This window comes from Pseudolabrys sp. (assembly GCF_035943735.1).
In the GTDB taxonomy this organism is placed as follows: Bacteria; Pseudomonadota; Alphaproteobacteria; order Rhizobiales; family Xanthobacteraceae; genus Pseudolabrys.
On record NZ_DASZBV010000009.1, the window covers coordinates 85,255 to 103,917 of the forward strand.

The 18,663-nt window shown below is 66.9% G+C and carries 13 protein-coding genes; 6 read left to right on the top strand and 7 right to left on the bottom strand.

All coding sequences use genetic code 11. From position 1 onward, the window contains the following. The first annotated feature begins 26 nt into the window (after positions 1–26). Genes dxs through hpnH form a run of 3 tightly spaced genes read left to right on the top strand, consistent with a single transcriptional unit; the run spans position 27 to position 4,121 of the window. Complete coding sequence (gene dxs, locus VGV41_RS06165; RefSeq protein ID WP_326862857.1) at positions 27–2,006, top strand: 1-deoxy-D-xylulose-5-phosphate synthase; 1,980 nt, start codon at positions 27–29, stop codon at positions 2,004–2,006. Further along, positions 2,003–2,998: a 4-hydroxy-3-methylbut-2-enyl diphosphate reductase gene (gene ispH / locus VGV41_RS06170; protein ID WP_326862858.1), complete on the top strand. Its 996-nt coding sequence runs from the start codon at positions 2,003–2,005 to the stop codon at positions 2,996–2,998. The genes dxs and ispH overlap by 4 nt, the downstream gene beginning before the upstream one ends. Next, the gene (gene hpnH / locus VGV41_RS06175; protein ID WP_326862860.1) at positions 2,961–4,121 is read left to right on the top strand and encodes an adenosyl-hopene transferase HpnH; all 1,161 of its coding nucleotides are present in this window, start codon (positions 2,961–2,963) and stop codon (positions 4,119–4,121) included. The genes ispH and hpnH overlap by 38 nt, the downstream gene beginning before the upstream one ends. A 189-nt stretch (positions 4,122–4,310) precedes the next feature. On the opposite strand, the gene shc is transcribed toward hpnH, so the two are convergent. From shc to VGV41_RS06200, 5 genes are read right to left on the bottom strand one after another with little or no spacing between them, the layout of a single operon-like run. Beyond that, positions 4,311–6,260 carry a squalene--hopene cyclase gene (gene shc / locus VGV41_RS06180; protein WP_326862861.1) on the bottom strand — a complete coding sequence of 650 codons (1,950 nt, stop codon included), beginning with the start codon at positions 6,258–6,260 and terminating at the stop codon, positions 4,311–4,313. Then, positions 6,257–7,534, bottom strand: a complete 1,278-nt coding sequence (gene hpnE / locus VGV41_RS06185) for a hydroxysqualene dehydroxylase HpnE (protein ID WP_326862862.1) — start codon at positions 7,532–7,534, stop codon at positions 6,257–6,259. The genes shc and hpnE overlap by 4 nt, the downstream gene beginning before the upstream one ends. Beyond that, the gene (hpnD, locus tag VGV41_RS06190) at positions 7,521–8,354 is read right to left on the bottom strand and encodes a presqualene diphosphate synthase HpnD (protein WP_326862863.1); all 834 of its coding nucleotides are present in this window, start codon (positions 8,352–8,354) and stop codon (positions 7,521–7,523) included. The genes hpnE and hpnD overlap by 14 nt, the downstream gene beginning before the upstream one ends. 5 nt (positions 8,355–8,359) lie before the next feature. Further along, positions 8,360–9,232, bottom strand: coding sequence for a squalene synthase HpnC (hpnC, locus tag VGV41_RS06195; RefSeq protein ID WP_326862865.1), 873 nt, complete (start codon positions 9,230–9,232; stop codon positions 8,360–8,362). Then, the gene (locus VGV41_RS06200; protein ID WP_326862866.1) at positions 9,229–10,377 is read right to left on the bottom strand and encodes a glycosyltransferase; all 1,149 of its coding nucleotides are present in this window, start codon (positions 10,375–10,377) and stop codon (positions 9,229–9,231) included. The genes hpnC and VGV41_RS06200 overlap by 4 nt, the downstream gene beginning before the upstream one ends. A 230-nt stretch (positions 10,378–10,607) precedes the next feature. Between VGV41_RS06200 and VGV41_RS06205 the strand changes: the two genes are divergently transcribed. Beyond that, a complete protein-coding gene (locus tag VGV41_RS06205) occupies positions 10,608–12,095 on the top strand; it encodes a 4-hydroxyphenylacetate 3-hydroxylase family protein (RefSeq protein ID WP_326862867.1) in 1,488 nt (495 codons plus the stop codon). Between the two features lie 89 nt (positions 12,096–12,184). Further along, entirely contained in the window at positions 12,185–13,888 is a 1,704-nt protein-coding gene (locus VGV41_RS06210) for an AMP-binding protein (protein ID WP_326862868.1), read from the top strand. Positions 13,889–13,895: 7 nt separating this feature from the next. Here VGV41_RS06210 and VGV41_RS06215 read toward each other — a convergent pair whose 3' ends face one another. Then, positions 13,896–14,465 (bottom strand): HdeD family acid-resistance protein, encoded by a 570-nt coding sequence (locus VGV41_RS06215; RefSeq protein ID WP_326862869.1) that lies wholly within the window; start codon positions 14,463–14,465, stop codon positions 13,896–13,898. A 463-nt stretch (positions 14,466–14,928) separates the two neighbouring features. Here VGV41_RS06215 and VGV41_RS06220 point away from each other — a divergent pair, with 463 nt between their 5' ends. Next, positions 14,929–15,660 carry a hypothetical protein gene (locus VGV41_RS06220; protein ID WP_326862870.1) on the top strand — a complete coding sequence of 244 codons (732 nt, stop codon included), beginning with the start codon at positions 14,929–14,931 and terminating at the stop codon, positions 15,658–15,660. Positions 15,661–16,127: 467 nt separating this feature from the next. Here VGV41_RS06220 and VGV41_RS06225 read toward each other — a convergent pair whose 3' ends face one another. Beyond that, positions 16,128–18,626, bottom strand: a complete 2,499-nt coding sequence (locus tag VGV41_RS06225; RefSeq protein ID WP_326862871.1) for a TIGR02302 family protein — start codon at positions 18,624–18,626, stop codon at positions 16,128–16,130. Positions 18,627–18,663: the final 37 nt, after the last annotated feature.

Here is an 18,663-nt window from a genome sequence, read left to right on the forward strand (position 1 = left end):
CCTTGCACAGTAAAGGGTGATACCGGATGTCAGCACCCAGTCCGTTCTCCGACCATACGCGCCCGCTGTCCCGCCTCGAGCGGCTGCGGACACCGGCAGATCTGCGCCAACTCGACGCCGGCGATCTGCAAGAGATTGCTGACGAACTCCGCAGCGAAACCATCAACGCCGTGGCCGTGACCGGCGGTCATCTCGGCGCCAGCCTCGGCGTGATCGAGCTGACGGTGGCTCTGCATTACGTCTTCGACACCCCGCACGACAAGCTCATTTGGGACGTCGGGCATCAGGCCTATCCGCACAAGATTTTGACCGGGCGCCGTGACCGCATCCGCACCTTGCGTCAGAGCGGCGGCCTGTCCGGCTTCACCAAGCGCGCCGAGAGCGAGTACGACCCGTTCGGCGCGGCGCATTCCTCGACCTCGATCTCGGCCGGGCTCGGCATGGCCACCGCGCGCGATCTCGCCGGCGACGACTTCAACGTCATCGCCGTCATCGGCGATGGCGCCATCTCCGCCGGCATGGCCTATGAGGCCATGAACAATGCCGGCGCGCACGGCCGCCGCCTCATCGTCATCCTCAACGACAACGAGATGTCGATCGCGCCGCCGGTCGGCGCCATGTCCAATTATCTGGCGCGGCTGATGTCGAGCCCGACCTTCATGTCGCTGCGCGACATCGGCAAGCAGGTAGCCGAGCATCTGCCGGACTTTATCAAGGAGCGTGCGGCCAAGGCGGAAGAACTGGCGCGCGGCTTCGTCACCGGCGGGACTCTGTTCGAGGAGCTCGGCTTCTATTATGTCGGCATCGTCGACGGCCACGATCTCGATCAGCTCGTGCCGGTGCTGGAGAACGTGCGCGACGCCGATGCAGGTCCGATCCTCGTGCATATCCGCACCCAGAAGGGCAAAGGCTACGGGCCGGCGGAAAGCTCCGCCGACAAGTATCACGGCGTCGTCAAATTCGACGTCGCAACCGGCAAGCAGACGAAGGCGGCGCCCGGTGCGCCGTCCTACACCAAGGTGTTCGGCGAATATCTGGTCAAGGAAGCGCAGCACGACGAGCGCATCGTCGCCGTCACCGCCGCGATGCCGTCCGGCACCGGCGTCGACATCTTCGAGAAGCATTTCCCGCACCGCACCTTCGACGTCGGCATCGCCGAGCAGCACGGGGTGACCTTCGCAGCGGGACTTGCGACGCAGGGGTTCAAGCCGTTCTGCGCCATCTATTCGACCTTCCTGCAGCGCGCCTACGACCAGGTGGTGCACGACGTCGCCATCCAGCGGCTGCCCGTGCGCTTCGCCCTCGACCGCGCCGGCCTCGTCGGCGCGGACGGGCCGACCCATGCCGGCTCCTTCGACCTCGCTTATCTCGGCTGCCTGCCCGGCTTCGTCATCATGGCGGCGGCGGACGAGGTCGAACTCGCCAACATGGTGGCGACGGCGGCGGCGATCGACGATCGCCCCTCCGCCTTCCGCTATCCGCGCGGCGAAGGCATCGGACTGCCGCTCCCGGACCGCGGCACCCCGTTCGAGATCGGCCGCGGCCGCATCGTTCGCGAGGGCAGCACGGTCGCCCTGCTCTCCCTCGGCGGCCGTCTGCAGGAGTGCCTGCGGGCAGCGGATATGCTCGCCGCGCAGGGCATTTCCACAACCGTCGCCGATGCCCGTTTCGCCAAACCGCTTGATTCCGCGCTGATTTCCAGCCTCACGCGCAATCATGAGCTGCTGATAACCATCGAGGAGGGGGCTATCGGCGGCTTCGGTTCCCATGTGCTACAGTTCCTCGCCGGAACCGGAGCGCTGGAACAGCGAGGATTCAAGGTCCGTTCGATGATTTTGCCCGACGTGTTCATTGACCAGGATAGTCCCGCCGCCATGTACGCCAAGGCGGGGCTCGATGCCGACGGCATCGTCGCCAAGGTGTTCGAGGTGTTCAGCACCCGGGCTCCGTCGTTGCAGCCGGCGCTGGCGGCCCACATCGTGGGCGTCAACGGAGGCGCGCGATGAAGGTTATTCTGGCGCAGCCGCGCGGCTTTTGTGCCGGCGTGGTGCGCGCCATCGAGATCGTCGAGCGTGCGCTCGAGAAATACGGCCCGCCCGTCTATGTGCGGCACGAGATCGTGCACAACAAATGGGTCGTGGACGCGCTGAAGGCCCGCGGCGCCAAGTTCGTCGAGGACCTCTCGGAGGTGCCGCCGGACGGCATCACCGTGTTCAGCGCCCATGGCGTCGCCAAGAAGGTCGAGCTGGACGCGCAGGAGCGCGGCCTGCACGTGCTCAACGCCACCTGCCCGCTGGTCTCGAAGGTGCACACCCAGGGGCGGCATTACCTGCGTAAGGGCCGCACGGTCGTCCTCATCGGCCATGCCGGCCATCCGGAGGTCGAGGGCACCCTCGGGCAGATCCCGGGCGAGGTGCTGCTGGTCCAGTCCGAGAAGGACGTCGACCAACTCACATTGGCGCCGGAGACGCCGATCGCCTATGTGACTCAGACGACCCTGTCGGTCGACGACACCAAGGGCATCATCGCCGCACTGTACCGCAAGTTTTCCGACGTGGTGGGCCCCGGAACCGAGGACATCTGCTACGCGACACAAAATCGCCAAATGGCGCTGCGTGAACTCAGCAAGGCGGTGGACGTTATCTTCGTGGTCGGTGCCGCCAACAGCTCGAATTCGAACCGTTTGCGCGAAATCGGGCTGGAAGCCGGCATTCCCACCCACCTGATCGCCAACGGCAGTGAAATCAAGCCGGAATGGGTCGACGGGGTCGAGGTGGTGGGCATTACGGCGGGCGCCTCGGCGCCCGAAGTCATGGTGATGGATGCGATCGAGGCCCTGCGAAAGTTCGGTCCGGTCGAAGTCTCCTTGCTCCCTGGGCGCGAGGAGAATATGGAGTTCCGCGTTCCTGTCGAATTGCTTCAGGTCAAGAACGCCAGCAAAATAGGTAAGGACGGAAGTCTTGGGCATTCCTCTCTTGCAAAAGTTGATTGTGGGTAGCTACGTCGTCCGGCAGCGCATTGCCGGGCGAGAACGCTATCCCCTTGTGTTGATGCTGGAACCGCTGTTCCGGTGCAACCTCGCATGCGCCGGGTGCGGCAAGATCGATTACCCGGACGAGATCCTCAACCAGCGTATTTCAGTCGCCGACGCCCTCGAGGCCGTCGACGAATGCGGCGCGCCGGTCGTGTCGATCGCCGGCGGCGAGCCGCTCCTGCACAAGGAGCTGCCGCAGATCGTCAAGGGCATCATCGCCCGCAAGAAATTCGTCTACCTGTGCACGAACGCGCTTCTCATGGAGAAGCGCATGAAGGACTACGAACCGTCGCCCTACTTCGTCTGGTCGGTGCATCTCGACGGCGACAAGGGCGATCACGACAAGTCGGTGTGCCAGGAAGGCACCTACGACCGCGCCGTGGCCGCGATCAAGGCGGCCAAAGCCAGAGGCTTCCGCTGCAACATCAACTGCACGCTGTTCAACAACGCCGATCCGGAGCGCATGGCGAACTTCTTCGACAGCGTCATGGCGATGGGTGTCGACGGCATCACGGTGTCGCCCGGCTACGCCTACGAGCGCGCGCCGGACCAGCAGCACTTCCTCAACCGCACGACGACCAAGCAGCTCTTCCGCGACATCTTCAAGCGCGGCAACGGCGGCAAGAACTGGTCGTTCAGCCAGTCCGGCCTGTTCCTCGACTTCCTCGCCGGCAACCAGACCTACAAGTGCACGCCGTGGGGCAACCCGACGCGCACCGTGTTCGGCTGGCAGCGGCCCTGCTACCTGCTCGGCGAAGGCTACGCCAAGACCTTCAAGGAGCTGATGGAAGATACCAATTGGGACAGCTACGGCGTCGGCAATTACGAGAAGTGCGCGGACTGCATGGTGCACTCCGGCTTCGAGGCGACCGCCGTCAACGACTCGATCGCACACCCGCTGAAGCTCTTGAAGCTGTCGCGCAAGGGCGTGAACACCGACGGGCCGATGGCGCCGGAGATCGATCTCTCGAAACAGCGGCCGCCGGAGTTCGTGTTCTCCCGCCACGTGCAGCAGAAGCTGACCGAGATCCGCGAGGAGAAGGGCCGCGCCAAGGAAGCGCCAGCCCCGATGGAAGCGGCGGAGTAAGTCCGCCCCCGCATCATCGTCCGCGAAAGCGAACGATCCAGATCTTCAAATGCCCGGCCTCGCGCCGGGCATTTTGTTTTGAGGCCCCGTGACTGTCATGGCCGGGCTTGTCCCGGCCATCTCGATCAGGCGGGCACCGTGCCTCACTAAGCGCGGCCACCGGGACAAGCCCGGTGGCGACAGCTCTTCTCACATCCCGAACGCGAAGCGCTCGTTGCTCGACCGCAGGCGGCGGTAGCGCGCCAGCGCCCACAGCGGGAAGTATTTCCGGTAGCCGTGGTAGCGCAGGTAGAACACGCGCGGGAAGCCGGTGCCGGTGAAGCGCTCTTCTTCCCAGAAGCCGTCGCCGCCTTGCGTCTGCATCAGGTAGGCGACGCCGCGCGCCACCGCCGGATGCGACACTTCGCCGGCCGCCATCAATCCCATCAGCGCCCACGCCGTCTGCGAGGCCGTGCTCGGCGCCTTCTCGTGACCCGTGTAGGCGAGTTTGTAGCTGTCGCCGTCCTCGCCCCAGCCGCCGTCCTCGTTCTGGATCGATACCAGCCAGGCCGCCGCCTTGGCGACCGCCGGATGATCGTGCGGCAGGCCTGCGGCGTTGAGCGCGCACAAGACCGACCAGGTGCCGTAGATGTAATTGAGGCCCCAGCGGCCGTACCAGCTGCCCTCGTCCAGTTGCTCGGCGAGCAAGTAGTCGATGCCGCGCTTCAGCACCGGATCGTCGGGCCTGGCGCCGAGCTGCGCCAGCGCCGAAACGCAGCGCGCGCCGACGTCCTCGGTCGGCGGATCGACCAGCGCGCCGTGATCGGCGAACGGGATGTTGTTGAGATACTCGTAGGTGTTGTCGATGTCGAAGGCCGCCCAGCCGCCGTTCTTGCTCTGCATGCCGCGCACCCATTCCTCGGCGCGCGCGATCTCCGCCTCGTAGTGTTTGTCGCCGCCGATCTTCTGGGCGCGGTCCATGGCCATGATGACGACCGCGGTGTCGTCGAGGTCGGGATAATGCGGATTGGCGTATTGGAAGGCCCAGCCGCCGGGACGCAGGCCCGGCGCGCGCACGATCCAGTCGCCCTCGACGTCGAGCACCTGAAGCGGTTTGAGCCAGTCGAGCGCCTTGCGCGCAGACGCGACGGCATCGGGCGAGCCGACGTCGAGCAGCGCCTGCGCGGCGAGCACCGAGTCCCACACCGGCGAGGCGCAAGGCTGGCAATAGGCTTCGTCGTACTTGATCACCAGCAGCCGCTCGACCGAGTCGCGGGCGATCGCCGCCTTCTCCTTGTCGCCGAGCACGTCGAACATCATGCAGGCGTTGGCCATCGCCGGGAAGATCGCGCCCAAGCCGTCCTTGCCGTTCAGCCGCTCGCTGACAAAGTCGACGACCTTGGCGATGGCGCGCGCACGCAATTTCGCCGGCGGATCGGTGAAGGTCTTGCGCAGCAGGATGTCGACGCCGCGGAAGAAGGCGAAGATCGCCGCGTTCTGGTGCGGCGCCTTCGCGGCCGGACCGATGGTCAGCGGCGGCTGCAGAAACAACTCGTCGAGCTTGATGCCGCGCGCATTGACCGCCCGCGGCTTGAGCGCGAACAGCACCAGCAGCGGCGCCAGCACCGTGCGGCCCCAATACGAGATCTTGGTCAGGTGGAAGGGAAACCACTGCGGCAGGAGCGCGATCTCGACCGGCATCATCGGCACGGCCTTCCAGTCCATGATGCCGAACAGTGCGAGCAGGATGCGGGTAAACACGTTGACGTGCACGGCGCCGCCGCGCTTGAGGATCGCCTCGCGCGCACGTTTCATGTGCGGCGCCTCGATGTCGTCGCCGATGGTCTTGAGCGCGAAATAGGCCTTCACCGTCGCGCTCATGTCGAACGCGCCGTCCTGAAACAGCGGCCAGCCGTCGTGCACAGGGTTTTGGATGCGGCGCAGATAAACGCCGATCTTGCGCTCCAGCTCGGCGTTAACCGGCTCGCCGCGATAGTGGCGCAGCAGGACGTATTCGGCCGGAATCGTTGCGTCGGCCTCCAGCTCGTAGACCCAGTGGCCGTCGGCCTGCTGCGTGCGGTAGAGCGCGTCGCAGGCGCCGTCGATGGCGCGGTCGAGCGCCTGCGGGTCGGGGCTGGTGCGGGTCAGATCGAGCATCATGCGGCCTGTTTAGAACGTCCTTCGCCGGCAATGAGTTCGGCGGCGCGATGACCGGAACGCACGGCGCCTTCGATGGTTGCGGGCAGGCCCGTGTCGGTCCAGTCGCCGGCGAGCACCAGATTGCGCCATTGCGTGACGGCGCCGGGCCGCTTGGCATTCTCTTCCGGCGTGGCGGCGAAGGTGGCGCGGCGCTCGCGCACGATCTGCCACGGCGGCAGCGTGTCGGAGAGACCGAGCACCTTGGCCACCTCGTTCCAGATCGTCTGCGCCACCTCGGCGCGCGGCGCGTCGACAAGCTCGCCGGCATCGCTGACGGTCACGGCGACGCGGCCGGGCAGCGCGAAAATCCACTCGGTGGTGCCGTTGACGACGCCGATCATGCGCGGCGATCCGGCCGGCGGATCGACGCGGAAATGCGCGTTGACGATGCTGCGGAACGCGGTCGGCGCCGACAGGCCGGGGACCATCGCCGTGGCGATGAAGGCCGGCACGGCGAGGATGACGCTGTCGCCGTCACCGAGCGCGATCGTCTCCTCGCCGAAATCGAGCGCGCGCACGCGGCCGTTTTCCAATTCGAGCGCGTGCAACGGATGCTGCAACGTCACTTCGACTCCCTGCTCGCGCAAGGTGCGCAGCGCCGGCGCGATGAAGGCGTCGCCGATGCCGCCCGGCGCGATCAGCGGCCGGCAGGCCTGGCCGCCGAGCGCAAGCGTCTCGCGGATGATCTGGCCGGCGAGCTTGCCGGAGCCGTGCAGCGGCTCGATGTTGAGCGCGGCGAGGAACAGGGGCTCGAGCAGGCGGTCGTAGAGCGGCCCCTCGCAGCGCATCAGCTCGCTCAGCGGCCGGTCGCCGGAGGTAAACATCAGCCGCATCAGGCCGAGATAATCGCGCACTTTGGTGTCGGGCACGCGGCGGCTCTTGTCGAAGATCCACCACGGGATCTGGCCGTCGTTGAAGCGCACGGTCCAGCGCTTGGTCGTGGCGAGATCGATGAACTCGAACTCGGCCGAGGGCGGGCCTTCGAGCAAATGCTCGGCGCCGATGGCCTTGAGATAGGCCCGCGCAGCGTGATTGCCGGACAGGAGCAGATGCGAGCCGTTGTCGATCACCATGCCGGTGACGTGGTCGTAATAGGAGCGGCAGCGGCCGCCCGGCTGGCCGGTCGCCTCGTGCACCACGACGCGGCGTCCCTGCGCCGTCAGGCGCACGGCAGCCGCGAGGCCCGCAAGCCCCGCGCCGATGATGTGGACTGTGCCGCTGTCAGATGAAGGCATAGCGTAGTGCGATTCCGATGAGATGCGATTTGGAAATGCGGACGCGCTGGCGCGGCGGCGCAAAGCCGTGCGCGTCCATGGTATCGAGGATTTTCCGGTAGGCCTTGCCCATGATGCGCGGCGCTTTGACGGCGCGGCGCGGCGAGCGCGCCATGATCTTGTCCGCCTCGATGAAGTGGTTGCGCGCACGGGCGGCGACCATGCGACAGGCCGGGTCGATGTCGCGATGCGCGGCGACCGTCGCGGGGTCGTTCGAGGCGATGCCGGCGGCATCGAGCGCCTCGCGCGGCAGATAGAGGCGGCCGAGGCCGGCGTCTTCGTCGATGTCGCGCAGGATGTTGGTCAGTTGCAGCGCGCGGCCGAGATGATGCGCCAGTGCGATGCCGTCTTCCTCGCCCATGCCGAACACACGCACCGACAGCCGTCCCACGGCCGAAGCGACACGGTCGCAGTAGAGATCGAGTTTGTCGAAGCTCGGCGCGCGGATTTCCTCGACCGCGTCCATCTCCATGCCGTCGATGACGGCGAGGAAGTCGTCCTTGCGCATGCCGAACGCTTTCACCGCGCGGGCGAGCGAAGCGAGCGGCGGCGGCGGCGCGCCGGCATAGAGCGCGTCGATGTCGCGCCGCCACTGCGCCAGCGCCGCCGAGCGTTCGGCGCGCGGCGCATCGCCGTCGGCGATGTCGTCGACCGCGCGGCAGAAGGAATAGATCTCGAACATCGCCTCGCGCTGCGCCGCCGGCAGGATGCGCATGGCGAAATAGAACGACGAACCGCTGGCGCGCGTCGCGGCCGTGCTCTCAACCGGTGCGGCGGTCATGGCGCTCATCGGGCGAAGGCCGAAGAAGGGGCGCGCGAGAACAGGCGCCGCGACATCGCGCCGAGCGCACCGGACAGTCCGGTGAGCAGCATCTGCGGCTTCGACAGGTGCACGCGCTCGCTCAGCGGATCGTGCGTTTGCAGCACGCCGACCAGCCGCTCGGCGAGGCTCTGGATGGCGGCGACTTCCATTGCCAGCCGCCGGTCTCTGATCTGCAGCGCAAACGGCCGGCTTTGCTCGAGCAGCGTGCCGGTGCGCGTTGCGAGATCGCGGATGCAGCGCATCAGCGCCAGCGTCGCGCGCGGCGCGGCGAGCGCCTCGACCGTCAGGGCGTTGGCGGCGAGCGCATCGAGCGGCACGTAGACGCGGTCGAGATCGCGGAAATCCTTGGCGCAGTCCTGCAGGTGATTGATGATTTGCAGCGCCGCGCACAAAGCGTCGTTGGCGACCCATGTCGACTGCGACTCGCCGTGCACGTCGAGCACGTAGCGGCCGACCGGCATCGCCGAATAGCGGCAGTACTCGATGAGGTCGTCCCAGTTATCGTAGCGCAGCTTGGTGACGTCCTGGCGGAAGGCGCGCAGGAGATGCTGCGCATGGATCGGCGACAGGCTGCGCGCGCGCAGCACGTCGCGCAGGCGCACGCCTTCGGGCTCCGCGTCCGACGTGCCGAGCAGGCTCGCTTCCATGCGGTCAAGGCGCGCGAGCTTCTCCGCCGGCGGAAGCTGCGCGTGATCGGCGATGTCGTCGGCGACACGCACGAACTCGTAGAAGGCGAGCACCGCCGCCCGGTGCTTCGGCGCGACCAGCACCGAGGCGACGGGGAAATTCTCGTCGCCCGAGCCCTTGCCGGAACGGAGTTCGGCGCTCGTCGTCATTGCAGGCTCGGCGCGTTGACGTGCACGCGTCCCTTCCACTGGCCGCCGCGGCGGCGCCAGTGCTTGAAGGCGGAATCGAAAGTGTAGAGCGCGTACAACATGGCGATACCGGGCAGAGCGATACCCCATAACGGCGACAGGCGATAGAAGCGCAGCGTCGGCACGAAGGACAGCGCCATGGCCGCCCACACCGCGATGCCGAGCCATTGTGGCCAGCCGTGGCCGAACAGCGCCAGCAGCGGCGCGGCCAGATAAGTGACGAACATGCCGAACAGCGTACCGAGCAGCAGCAGCGGCGAGTAATTGAGTTGCGCATAGGCCGAGCGCGAGATCATCTGCCGCACGTCTGCGAAGCTCTCGTAGGGGCGGATGCTGTGCACGCGCTCGGTCAACCCGAGCCAGATCGGCCCCACTGCCTTGAGCCGCCGCGCCAGCGAGCAGTCGTCGATCAGCGCGTTGCGGATCGACTCGATGCCGCCGGCGACACGCAGCGCCTCGGTCTTCAGCAGCACGCAACCGCCGGCCGCCGCCGCGGTCCGCGCCTTTGGCTGCCGCACCCAGGCGAAGGGATAGAGCATCTCGAAGAAATAGATGAAGGCCGGCACGTGGCTGCGCTCGGCGAGACTCTTGCAGCGCAACTTGGCCATGAACGAGGTGAGCACGGTGCCGTCGCGCGCCGCCTTGGCCACCAGCCAGGACAGTGAATCCGGCCGGTGCGCGATGTCGGCGTCAGTGAGCAGCAGGAAGTCGGGCGCGCCCTGCTCGGCAGCAGCGATGCCCTGCTTCAGCGCCCACAATTTGCCGGTCCAGCCCGGCGGCAGCACGGCGCCCGTAAGCACCGTCACGCCGTGCGGCGCGCCCTGCCCGGCCGCCGCGGCGACCGCGCCGGTGCCGTCATCGGAATCGTCGTCGACCACGATGACCGCCAGCGCCCCCGGATAGTCCTGCTGCAGCAGCGAACCGACGGCCTCGCCGATCACCGCCGCCTCGTTGCGCGCCGGGATGACGGCCACCACCGAAGGCCAGCGCTCGGGAGCCGGGACGCGCTCATCGTCGCGCACCCTGCCCAGCCAATAAAAGCCGCGCCCGAACAGCAGGGCGAGCCAGATGAGGGCCGTCAGGGCGGCGAGCGCGGCAGCAAACATAAAGGGATGGGGTCCGATCAGGTCGCGGGTTCCTTACCCTAAGAATGTCCGGCGGGCGAATTGGTTCGAGGCCGCCGGAACCGGGGTCAGGGCCGGATTCAGAAGCAATTTCCGCGACATAATCAAGGCAAAAGGCTTTGCCGCAAGGCCGGTTTGCGCGCCCGGCCTATTCGATTGCAGCCCTGCCGGATTGGCGCAATATGGCCGCCAGATCCCTGAGGAGACCGGGAATGCCGGATGTCGACGGCCTCTGGGCCGATTTCGCCCGCCCGATTGCGACCGCCGAGGACTACATCGCCTCGCTGCGCGGCCGACGGATGAACGTGTTCTTCATGGGCGAGCGGGTGCCCGAGCCGGTCGACCACCCGGTCATCTTCCCCTCGATCAACGCCATGGCCGAGACCTATCGGCTGGCGTCCGAGCGGCCGACGCTCGGCGGCGTCCACACGCCGATCGCCGGCCTGCAGACCAACCGCTTCCTGCACGTGCCGACGGAGCCTGCGGACCTCGTCGCCAAGCACGAGATGCAGCGCGAGCTCGGCCGCCGCACCGGCACCTGCTTCCAGCGCTGCGTCGGGCTCGACGCCATCGGCGCCTGTCATTCCGTGACCTTCGACATCGATGCCGCCAACGGCACCGACTACCACAAGCGCTTCCTCGCCTTCCTCAAGCGCGCGCAAACCGCCAACATCGTCATCGGCGGCGCCATGACCGACCCCAAGGGCGACCGCTCGAAAGCGCCGCACCAGCAGACCGATCCCGATCTCTTCCTGCGCATCGTCAAGCGCGACGCGAACGGAATTACTATTTCCGGCGCCAAGATGCATCAGACCGGCGCGGTCAATTCGCACTGGCTGATCGTGATGCCGACCATGCGCATGACCGAGGCCGACAAGGACTGGTCCTTCGTCGGCGCGCTGCGCGTCGATGCGCCGGGGCTGACTTACGTCGTCGGCCGGCAGACCAACGACACGCGCGCGGTCGACGGCGGCCCGCTCGACGCCGGCAACGCGCAGTTCGCCGGCCAGGAAGCCATGATCGTGTTCGACAACGTGTTCATCCCGCACGAGCACGTTTTCATGGACGGCGAGTGGCAATACGCGGCGACCCTGGTCGAGCGCTTCACCACCTATCACCGCTCCTCCTACGTCTGCAAAACCGGCCTCGGTGACGTGCTCATCGGCGCCGCCGCGGAAGCCGCCTCGCATAACGGCGTCGAGAGCGTGTCGCACATCAAGGACAAGCTCGTCGAGATGACGCACTTGAACGAGACCATCTATTCGAGCTGCATGGCGGCCGCTTACCGGTCGAAACCGCTAGCATCGGGCGCGTACCTCAACGACGAAATGCTGTCGAATGTCGCCAAGCACAACGTCACACGCTTTCCCTTCGAGATCGCGCGGCTGGCGCAGGACATCGCCGGCGGCCTCGTCGTCACCATGCCGTCGGAGAAGGACCTGCAGAACAACGAGATCGGTCCCCTGATCCGCAAGTTCCTGCAGGGCAGACAAGGCGTCGACACCGTCGACCGCATGCGCGTGCTGCGGCTGATCGAGAACATGACCATCGGCCGCAACGCCGTCGGCTATCTCACCGAGAGCCTGCACGGCGCCGGCTCGCCGCAGGCGCAGCGCATCCAGATCGCGCGCGGCATGGCCATCGACGACAAGAAGGCGCGCGCGCGCAAGCTCGCCGGCGTCGAGGAGCGGCGGCGATAGGGCGGCTGCCGCCCCGCCGGATGGCGTATTGACCGCGGGTTGCCGCCCCCTATTCTTCAGAAAAACAGGATCGCTCAGGGAGGAGCCGCATGCCCGGGACCGGCGCCGCGCCATTCATCGAGGCGCGCGACTTTCTGCTGCGGCACCGCGAAGACTACGACACCGCCTGTCGCGACTTCCGCTGGCCCGCGCTCGACCGCTTTAACTGGGCGCTCGATTATTTCGACGTCATGGCGCGCGGCAACGACCGGCCGGCGCTGTGGATTGCCAATGACGGCGGCCAGGAAACGAAGCTCAGCTTCGCCGCCATGTCCGAACGCTCCAATCGCGTGGCGAACCACCTGCGCACGCTCGGCATCAAGCGCGGCGACCGCATCCTGTTGATGCTCGGCAATGTCGTGCCGCTGTGGGAGTGCATGCTGGCGGCGATGAAGCTCGGCGCCGTCGTCATCCCCGCGACCACGCTTCTCACGCGCGACGACCTCGCCGACCGCTTCGCCCGCGGCCGCGTGCGCCACGTCATCGCCGGCGCCGACGCGGCGGCGAAATTCGCCGACCTACCCGGTGACTACACCCGCATCGCCGTCGCCGGCGATGCCGCAGGCTGGCGGCGCTACGAAGACGCCTACGACGCCGCTGCGGACTTCACGCCGGACGGCGAGACCCGCGCGACCGATCCGCTGCTGCTCTATTTCACCTCGGGCACCACGGCGAAGCCGAAGCTCGTGCTGCACAGTCACCAGAGCTATCCGGTCGGCCATCTCTCGACCATGTACTGGATCGGGCTCAAACCCGGCGACGTGCATCTCAACATCTCCTCGCCCGGCTGGGCGAAGCACGCCTGGAGCTGCTTCTTCGCGCCGTGGAACGCCGGCGCCTGCGTGTTCATGCTGAACCAACCGCGCTTCAATGCGCAGGGCCTGCTCGACGCCATCGTGCGCGCCGGCGTCACCACCTTCTGCGCGCCGCCGACCGTCTGGCGCATGCTGGTGCAGCAGGACCTCGCCACGTGGAAGACGAAGATCCGCGAGCTGGTCGGCGCCGGCGAGCCGCTCAATCCGGAGATCATCGCGCGGGTGAAGACCGCCTGGGGGCTGACCATCCGCGACGGCTACGGGCAGACGGAGACGTCGGCGCAGGTCGGCAACTCGCCCGGCCAGCCGCTGAAGCCCGGCGCCATGGGGCGGCCGCTGCCGGGCTATCGCGTGGCGCTGCTCGACAGCGCCGGCGCCGAACAGACGGAAGCCGAGATCTGTCTGCGGCTGCATCCGGCCCCGGTCGGGCTGATGCAGGGCTATCAGGGCGACGACGGCGCGCTGTTGCCGCTCGCCGGCGACGTCTACCGCACCGGCGACGTCGCACTGCGCGACGACGACGGCTACCTGACCTATGTCGGTCGCGCCGACGACGTCTTCAAAGCGTCCGACTATCGCATCAGCCCGTTCGAGCTCGAGAGCGCGCTGATCGAATGTGCCCTGGTCGCCGAGGCGGCCGTGGTCCCCTCTCCCGATCCGATCCGCGCCGCCGTGCCGAAGGCGTTCATCGCGCTGACGCCCGGCAACGTGCCCGGGCGCGACATGGCGCTCGCCATCTTCCGCCATGTGCGCGGCACGCTGTCGCCGTTCAAGCGCGTGCGCCGCATCGAATTCGCCGAATTGCCGAAGACGATCTCCGGCAAGATCCGGCGCTCCGAGCTGCGCCGCATGGAGGCCGCCGCGCGCGACGGCAGCGGCCGCGGCCGCGGCGACGGCGAATTCTGGGAAGAGGATTTCCCCGAGCTCGGCGGGAGCTAAGGGCGCCTCACGTCGTCCCGCGCGCGTGCAGGCCGATGCCGATCAGCGAGGCGCCGCCGAAGATCATGTTGATGCCGACGAGGGTGCCGAGCGCCCACAGCGCCGTGCCCGGGAAGCCGGCGATGATGATCGCGGCGAGCACGAGGTCGACGATGCCGCTGAACAGCATCCAGCCCCAGCGTCCGGACAGCTGCCGACGGTGATCGAGCGCGTACATGATCGAGGCGACGCCTTCGACGATGAAGAAGGCGGTCAGCACCAAAGTCAGCGACAGCGCGCCGCTCACCGGCCATGCCAGCAGCACCAGGCCGGCGGCGACGCCGAGCAGGCCGGAGACGAGCGACCACCAGAAACCGGGCGCATGGCGCGCGGCGAAGGTCATGACCAGGCCGACGACGCCGCTGATGAGCAGCAGCCAACCGATGAAGATGGTGATGCCGAGCGTGGCGATCGGCGGCACGACGATCGCCAGCGCTCCGAGGACGAGCAGGACGAGACCCTCGATGACGAACAGGAGCCAGTAGCTGCGCATCGGCCGGACCGGCTGGCCGCCGAACGCGCTGGTCGGAATGCTCATGGTGCACCTCGCTTGGGTTGCCGTCGCGGACCGCTTACCCTGGCGGAGTGTAGCGCATCCTGATGACAAAAGATGCCGGTGCGAAACATTCATTGTAAGACAACCACTTAAGAGCAAGACAAGGGCGCGCAATGAGCGCGACATCCCGTCAGTGCCGAGCTTGGCGCGAGTCGGATTGGCCTTCGAAGAATATGAAGTCTGCGACTCGGAACTGGCCGCATCTACACATGCTGGTCACCGCGAGCCGCGGATGATCCGTGGCCGACATTCCAATGCCATGCCTTGTTCACAAGCACCTTACGCATCATCTCAAGCTTCTGGTCACGGCCCCCGCCGGATTCCAACACCTTGATCCCGGCGAATCCGGATAGCACCTACGTCAGCATACCTGCGCTCTTGATTGATAATCAAATTCACGCACAATGTGACCTAGAAATAATAATTTTATTGAGGGAGAGACACCGTGACTACTGCATCGCTGAACGCCGGGAACGGAATCCGGGTGGGTCATGTCCTGAGCCGGGCGAAGGAGCTTTTCGGTGCCAATCCCGGTTTCTTCTTCACCATAACCTTGATCGCAGCGCTACCGGGGCTCCTGTTTCACCGCGCCTATGCGGAGGCTCCCCATCAAATTGGATGGCGCCTCGGGATCGCGTTCATCCTTGTGACCATCCTGAATACGATCGCGCAGGCCATGATCCTGTTCACCGCGCTCGAGCATTTGCGCGGACTGCCGGTCCAGCCGGGCGAAGCCGTCCGCAAATCGCTCCAAAGGCTTTTCCCGCTGCTTGTGCTTGGAATCGTCGCCTCTGCCGCGATCGGGGTCGGGCTGATCGTTCTGATTGTGCCCGGGCTGGTTCTGCTGGTGGTTTGGGCGGTGGTCGTTCCTGCTTGCGTTGCCGAGAACCTCGGCCCGATCGCCAGCATGTCGCGCAGCGCGAGCCTGACGAAAGGGCATCGCTGGTCCGTCTTCTGGATCATCCTTCCGGTCGTCGTCAGCAGCTTTGTCGTAAGCTGGCTGCTCGATCTCGTTCTGAGCCCGCTGGGTTCGCTCGTCGCCGGTATCGCGGCTCTGGTATGGACGGCCGCTTGGTTCGCCTATTGGAACTGCGTTCTCGTGGTCATTTATCATGATCTGCGTGTGACGAAGGAGGCGACCGATATTCACCAGATCGCCGCGCAAGCCGGCAACTGAGCACCGTCCACCGGGCGCGCCTTCGGGCCGCTCCTCGGCTTCGTTTCGATTTACGCCTCAAACCACTTCGGAGGAAATACGCATGCGAAAGCTTCTATTGTCGATTCTGTTGGCGTTCGGAGTTGGCCTCGCCGGAATAGGTAGCGCATCTGCCATGATGGGTCCCGGCATCATCAACAAAGCTGCGTCCGACTTTTCACCGCGCGTGCGGCAAGTCACACATCAGTGCAGGGCAAAGACGGTTTGCGACAATAATGGCAAAAACTGCCATACAGTGGACGTCTGTCGCTGATCGATCGACCCGCGAAGCATTTAAAAGATGTGACGCAAATTGTTACATCACTCCTTGCCAGCGCAAACGACCCCAATGTGGTGGTGCCGTTAGTCCCTGGAGAAATGCGGCGCCGCCTCGGATTTCGAGCCGCGATGGGCGGTGACGGGCCGGCGCCTCATCGTCCGCGAGCCGCTCAGAGGCCCTTCAGCAGCCGCTCGATGTAGTCGAGCTCGAGCTGCGGCCGGTTGCTCTCGCCGTAGCGCTTGCGCAGCTCCTCGAGGATGCGGCGCGCCCGCTGCGCGTCGATCTCGCCCGGCACCTTGACGCTCGGGTCATTGTCGTAGCCGTGCCCGCGCAGCGGCCGGCCGAGCGGATCGGTGTCGGAATTGGCGCGCTGGCGGCCGTTCGGCCCGGGCTGGCCGCGGCCCTGCCCCATGCCCATGCCCTGCTGCTGCATCTGCTGCGCCAGCCCCTGCGCACCCTTGCGCATCGCCTCCAGCGCGCGGCCCTGGCTGTCGACGGCATTATCGGCATCGCCATCGCCGAGCTCGCCTTCCGCCTGGCCCATCTCCTTGCCGGCATCGCCGAGCTGGCCCATCGGGTTGCCCTGCTGGCCCTTTTGTCCCGGCTGCCCCTGTTGTCCTTGCTGACCCTGCCCCTGTTGCTGCTCACCGAGGCCGCGCTTGCGCAACTGCTCGAGCAGCTTGTTCATGCGGTCCTTGAGCGCCTGCTGGTCCTGCTTTAGGTCGCCCATCTGCGGCTTGCCGCTTTTGCCGAACTGCTGCTGGCCGCGCCGATCCTGGCCCTGCTTGAAGGTGCGGTCGCGCAGCTGCTGCTGCTTGCGGATCATGTCGCCCAGTTCGTCCATCGCCTGGTTCATGTCGTCGTCGCCCTGGTTGGGCGAGGCGCCGGGGCGCGCCATCTGCAGGTTCTCGAGCATCGACTGCAATTGATCGAGCAACTGCTGCGCTGCGTCGCGGTTGCCGGAGCGCGCGAGGTTCTCCAGCCGGTCGAGCATGCTGTTGAGGTCGCGCTGCGTCAGCGTGCGCGTGTTGCGGTCGAGCGGACGCGCCAGCTGCTGCGGATTGCGGCGCATCTCCTCGGCGAGCGACTGCATGAACTTGTCCAGCGCCGCACGCAGGTCCTGCATCAGCTTCTGGATTTCCGCGTCGGAGGCGCCGCGCTCGAGCGCCTGCCGCAGGTTCTCCTGCGCCTGCCGCAGCGCCTGCTCGGCCTGGCTGACATTGCCGTTCTCGATCTGCAGCGCCATGTCCCAGAGCCGCGCGACCACCTCGCGCAACTGGTCGTCGCTCTTGGCGTGCTCGAGGTCGAAGTAGATCGAGCGCAGGCCGAGATAGACGCCGGCCTCGGGCGTGAATTTGTCGGGCGCTAATGTGAGCGCGTCGAGCGCGGTGAGCACGATCGGCTTGGCGCCGGCGTCGAGCGCCAGGTTGCGCCGCTGCTCGATCAGCGCGCGCGCCAGCGGCTTGACGAAGATGCGCTCCGGCAGCGTCACCTCGCGCGGCTGGCTCTTGCCGACATTGCCGGCCTCGTCCTTCGCCGTCAGCGTGACGATGACCTCGGCGCCGGCCCAGGGATTATCGGTGAGGTCGCGCGTCGTCTGCGCGGCGCCGGAACGCGTGCGCAACTGCGGCAACGTCAGTGCGAATTCCGGCGGCCCGAACAGCGGATGCTTGCTGGCGGCTTCCGGATCCTTCAATTCGATGTCGGCCTTGGCGGAGACGACGCCGTAGTCGTCCGCCATCTTGTAGTCCATGCGCAGCGCGCCGCGCGCCTGCCGCTCCGGCTCGCGCGTGAATTCGATGGTCGGCGGCGTGTCGGGAATGGCCGTGAACGCCCAGACGCGGTCGCTGCCGAGCACGCCATGGATCGAGGCGCTGCCGTCGCCCTTGATGGTCAGGCGATGCTCTTCCGTGCCGGCGGGCAGCGGCGTCTTGTCGGCATCCTTGACGTCTTCCAGCCCGCCTTTGCGCGCGACCTCGAGATGCACGTTGCCGGTGGAGCGGATGACGAGTTGGCTGCCGGCCGGCACCGCCACGGGCGCGGTCGACGGCGCGGCGGTCTCGCCCGAGCGAATGCCGGTGAGCATGACCGGCGGCCGGCCGGTATAGCCCGGCGGCGTCACCCAGGCATCGACGCGGAAATTCGCCGGCGCGACGACGCCATGCCAGTCGAACGCGGCGGCGACACGCTTCCAGCGCTCGCCGCCGGCGGAGATGAACGTCGTGACGACCAGGAGCAGCACCAGCGCGCGCAACGCGACCGGGTCGCGCAGCGACAGACGCGGCGACGGCCAGCCGGCCCTGAGTTTCCGTGCCGACAGAAGCGCGCGCTCGACATGCGCCTGCCACAGCGCCTGCGCCACCGGGTCTTCGCGGTTGGCGGCGATTGCATCGGTGACGGCGGTGGCGGGGCGATGCTTCTCGCCGCTGACGCGATCGAGGCGGCGCAAGGCGTCGCGGTCGCCAGGCACGCGCACGCGCACGAGCGGCCAGGCGGCGGCGGCCATCAACAGCAGGAAGAAGATGAATCCGGCGGCGCGCGCCACCGGCGGCAGCACCAGCCAGAACCCGGCCCAGGAGAAGGCGAGGAATAATCCGAGCGCCGTCGCCAGCGCGGCCAGAGCCGGCCACAGGCGCTCCCACAGCAGGCTGCCGCGCGCCCGCCGCATGGCGCGCGCTAGCAGGAGCCGGGTCGGCGATTCCCGT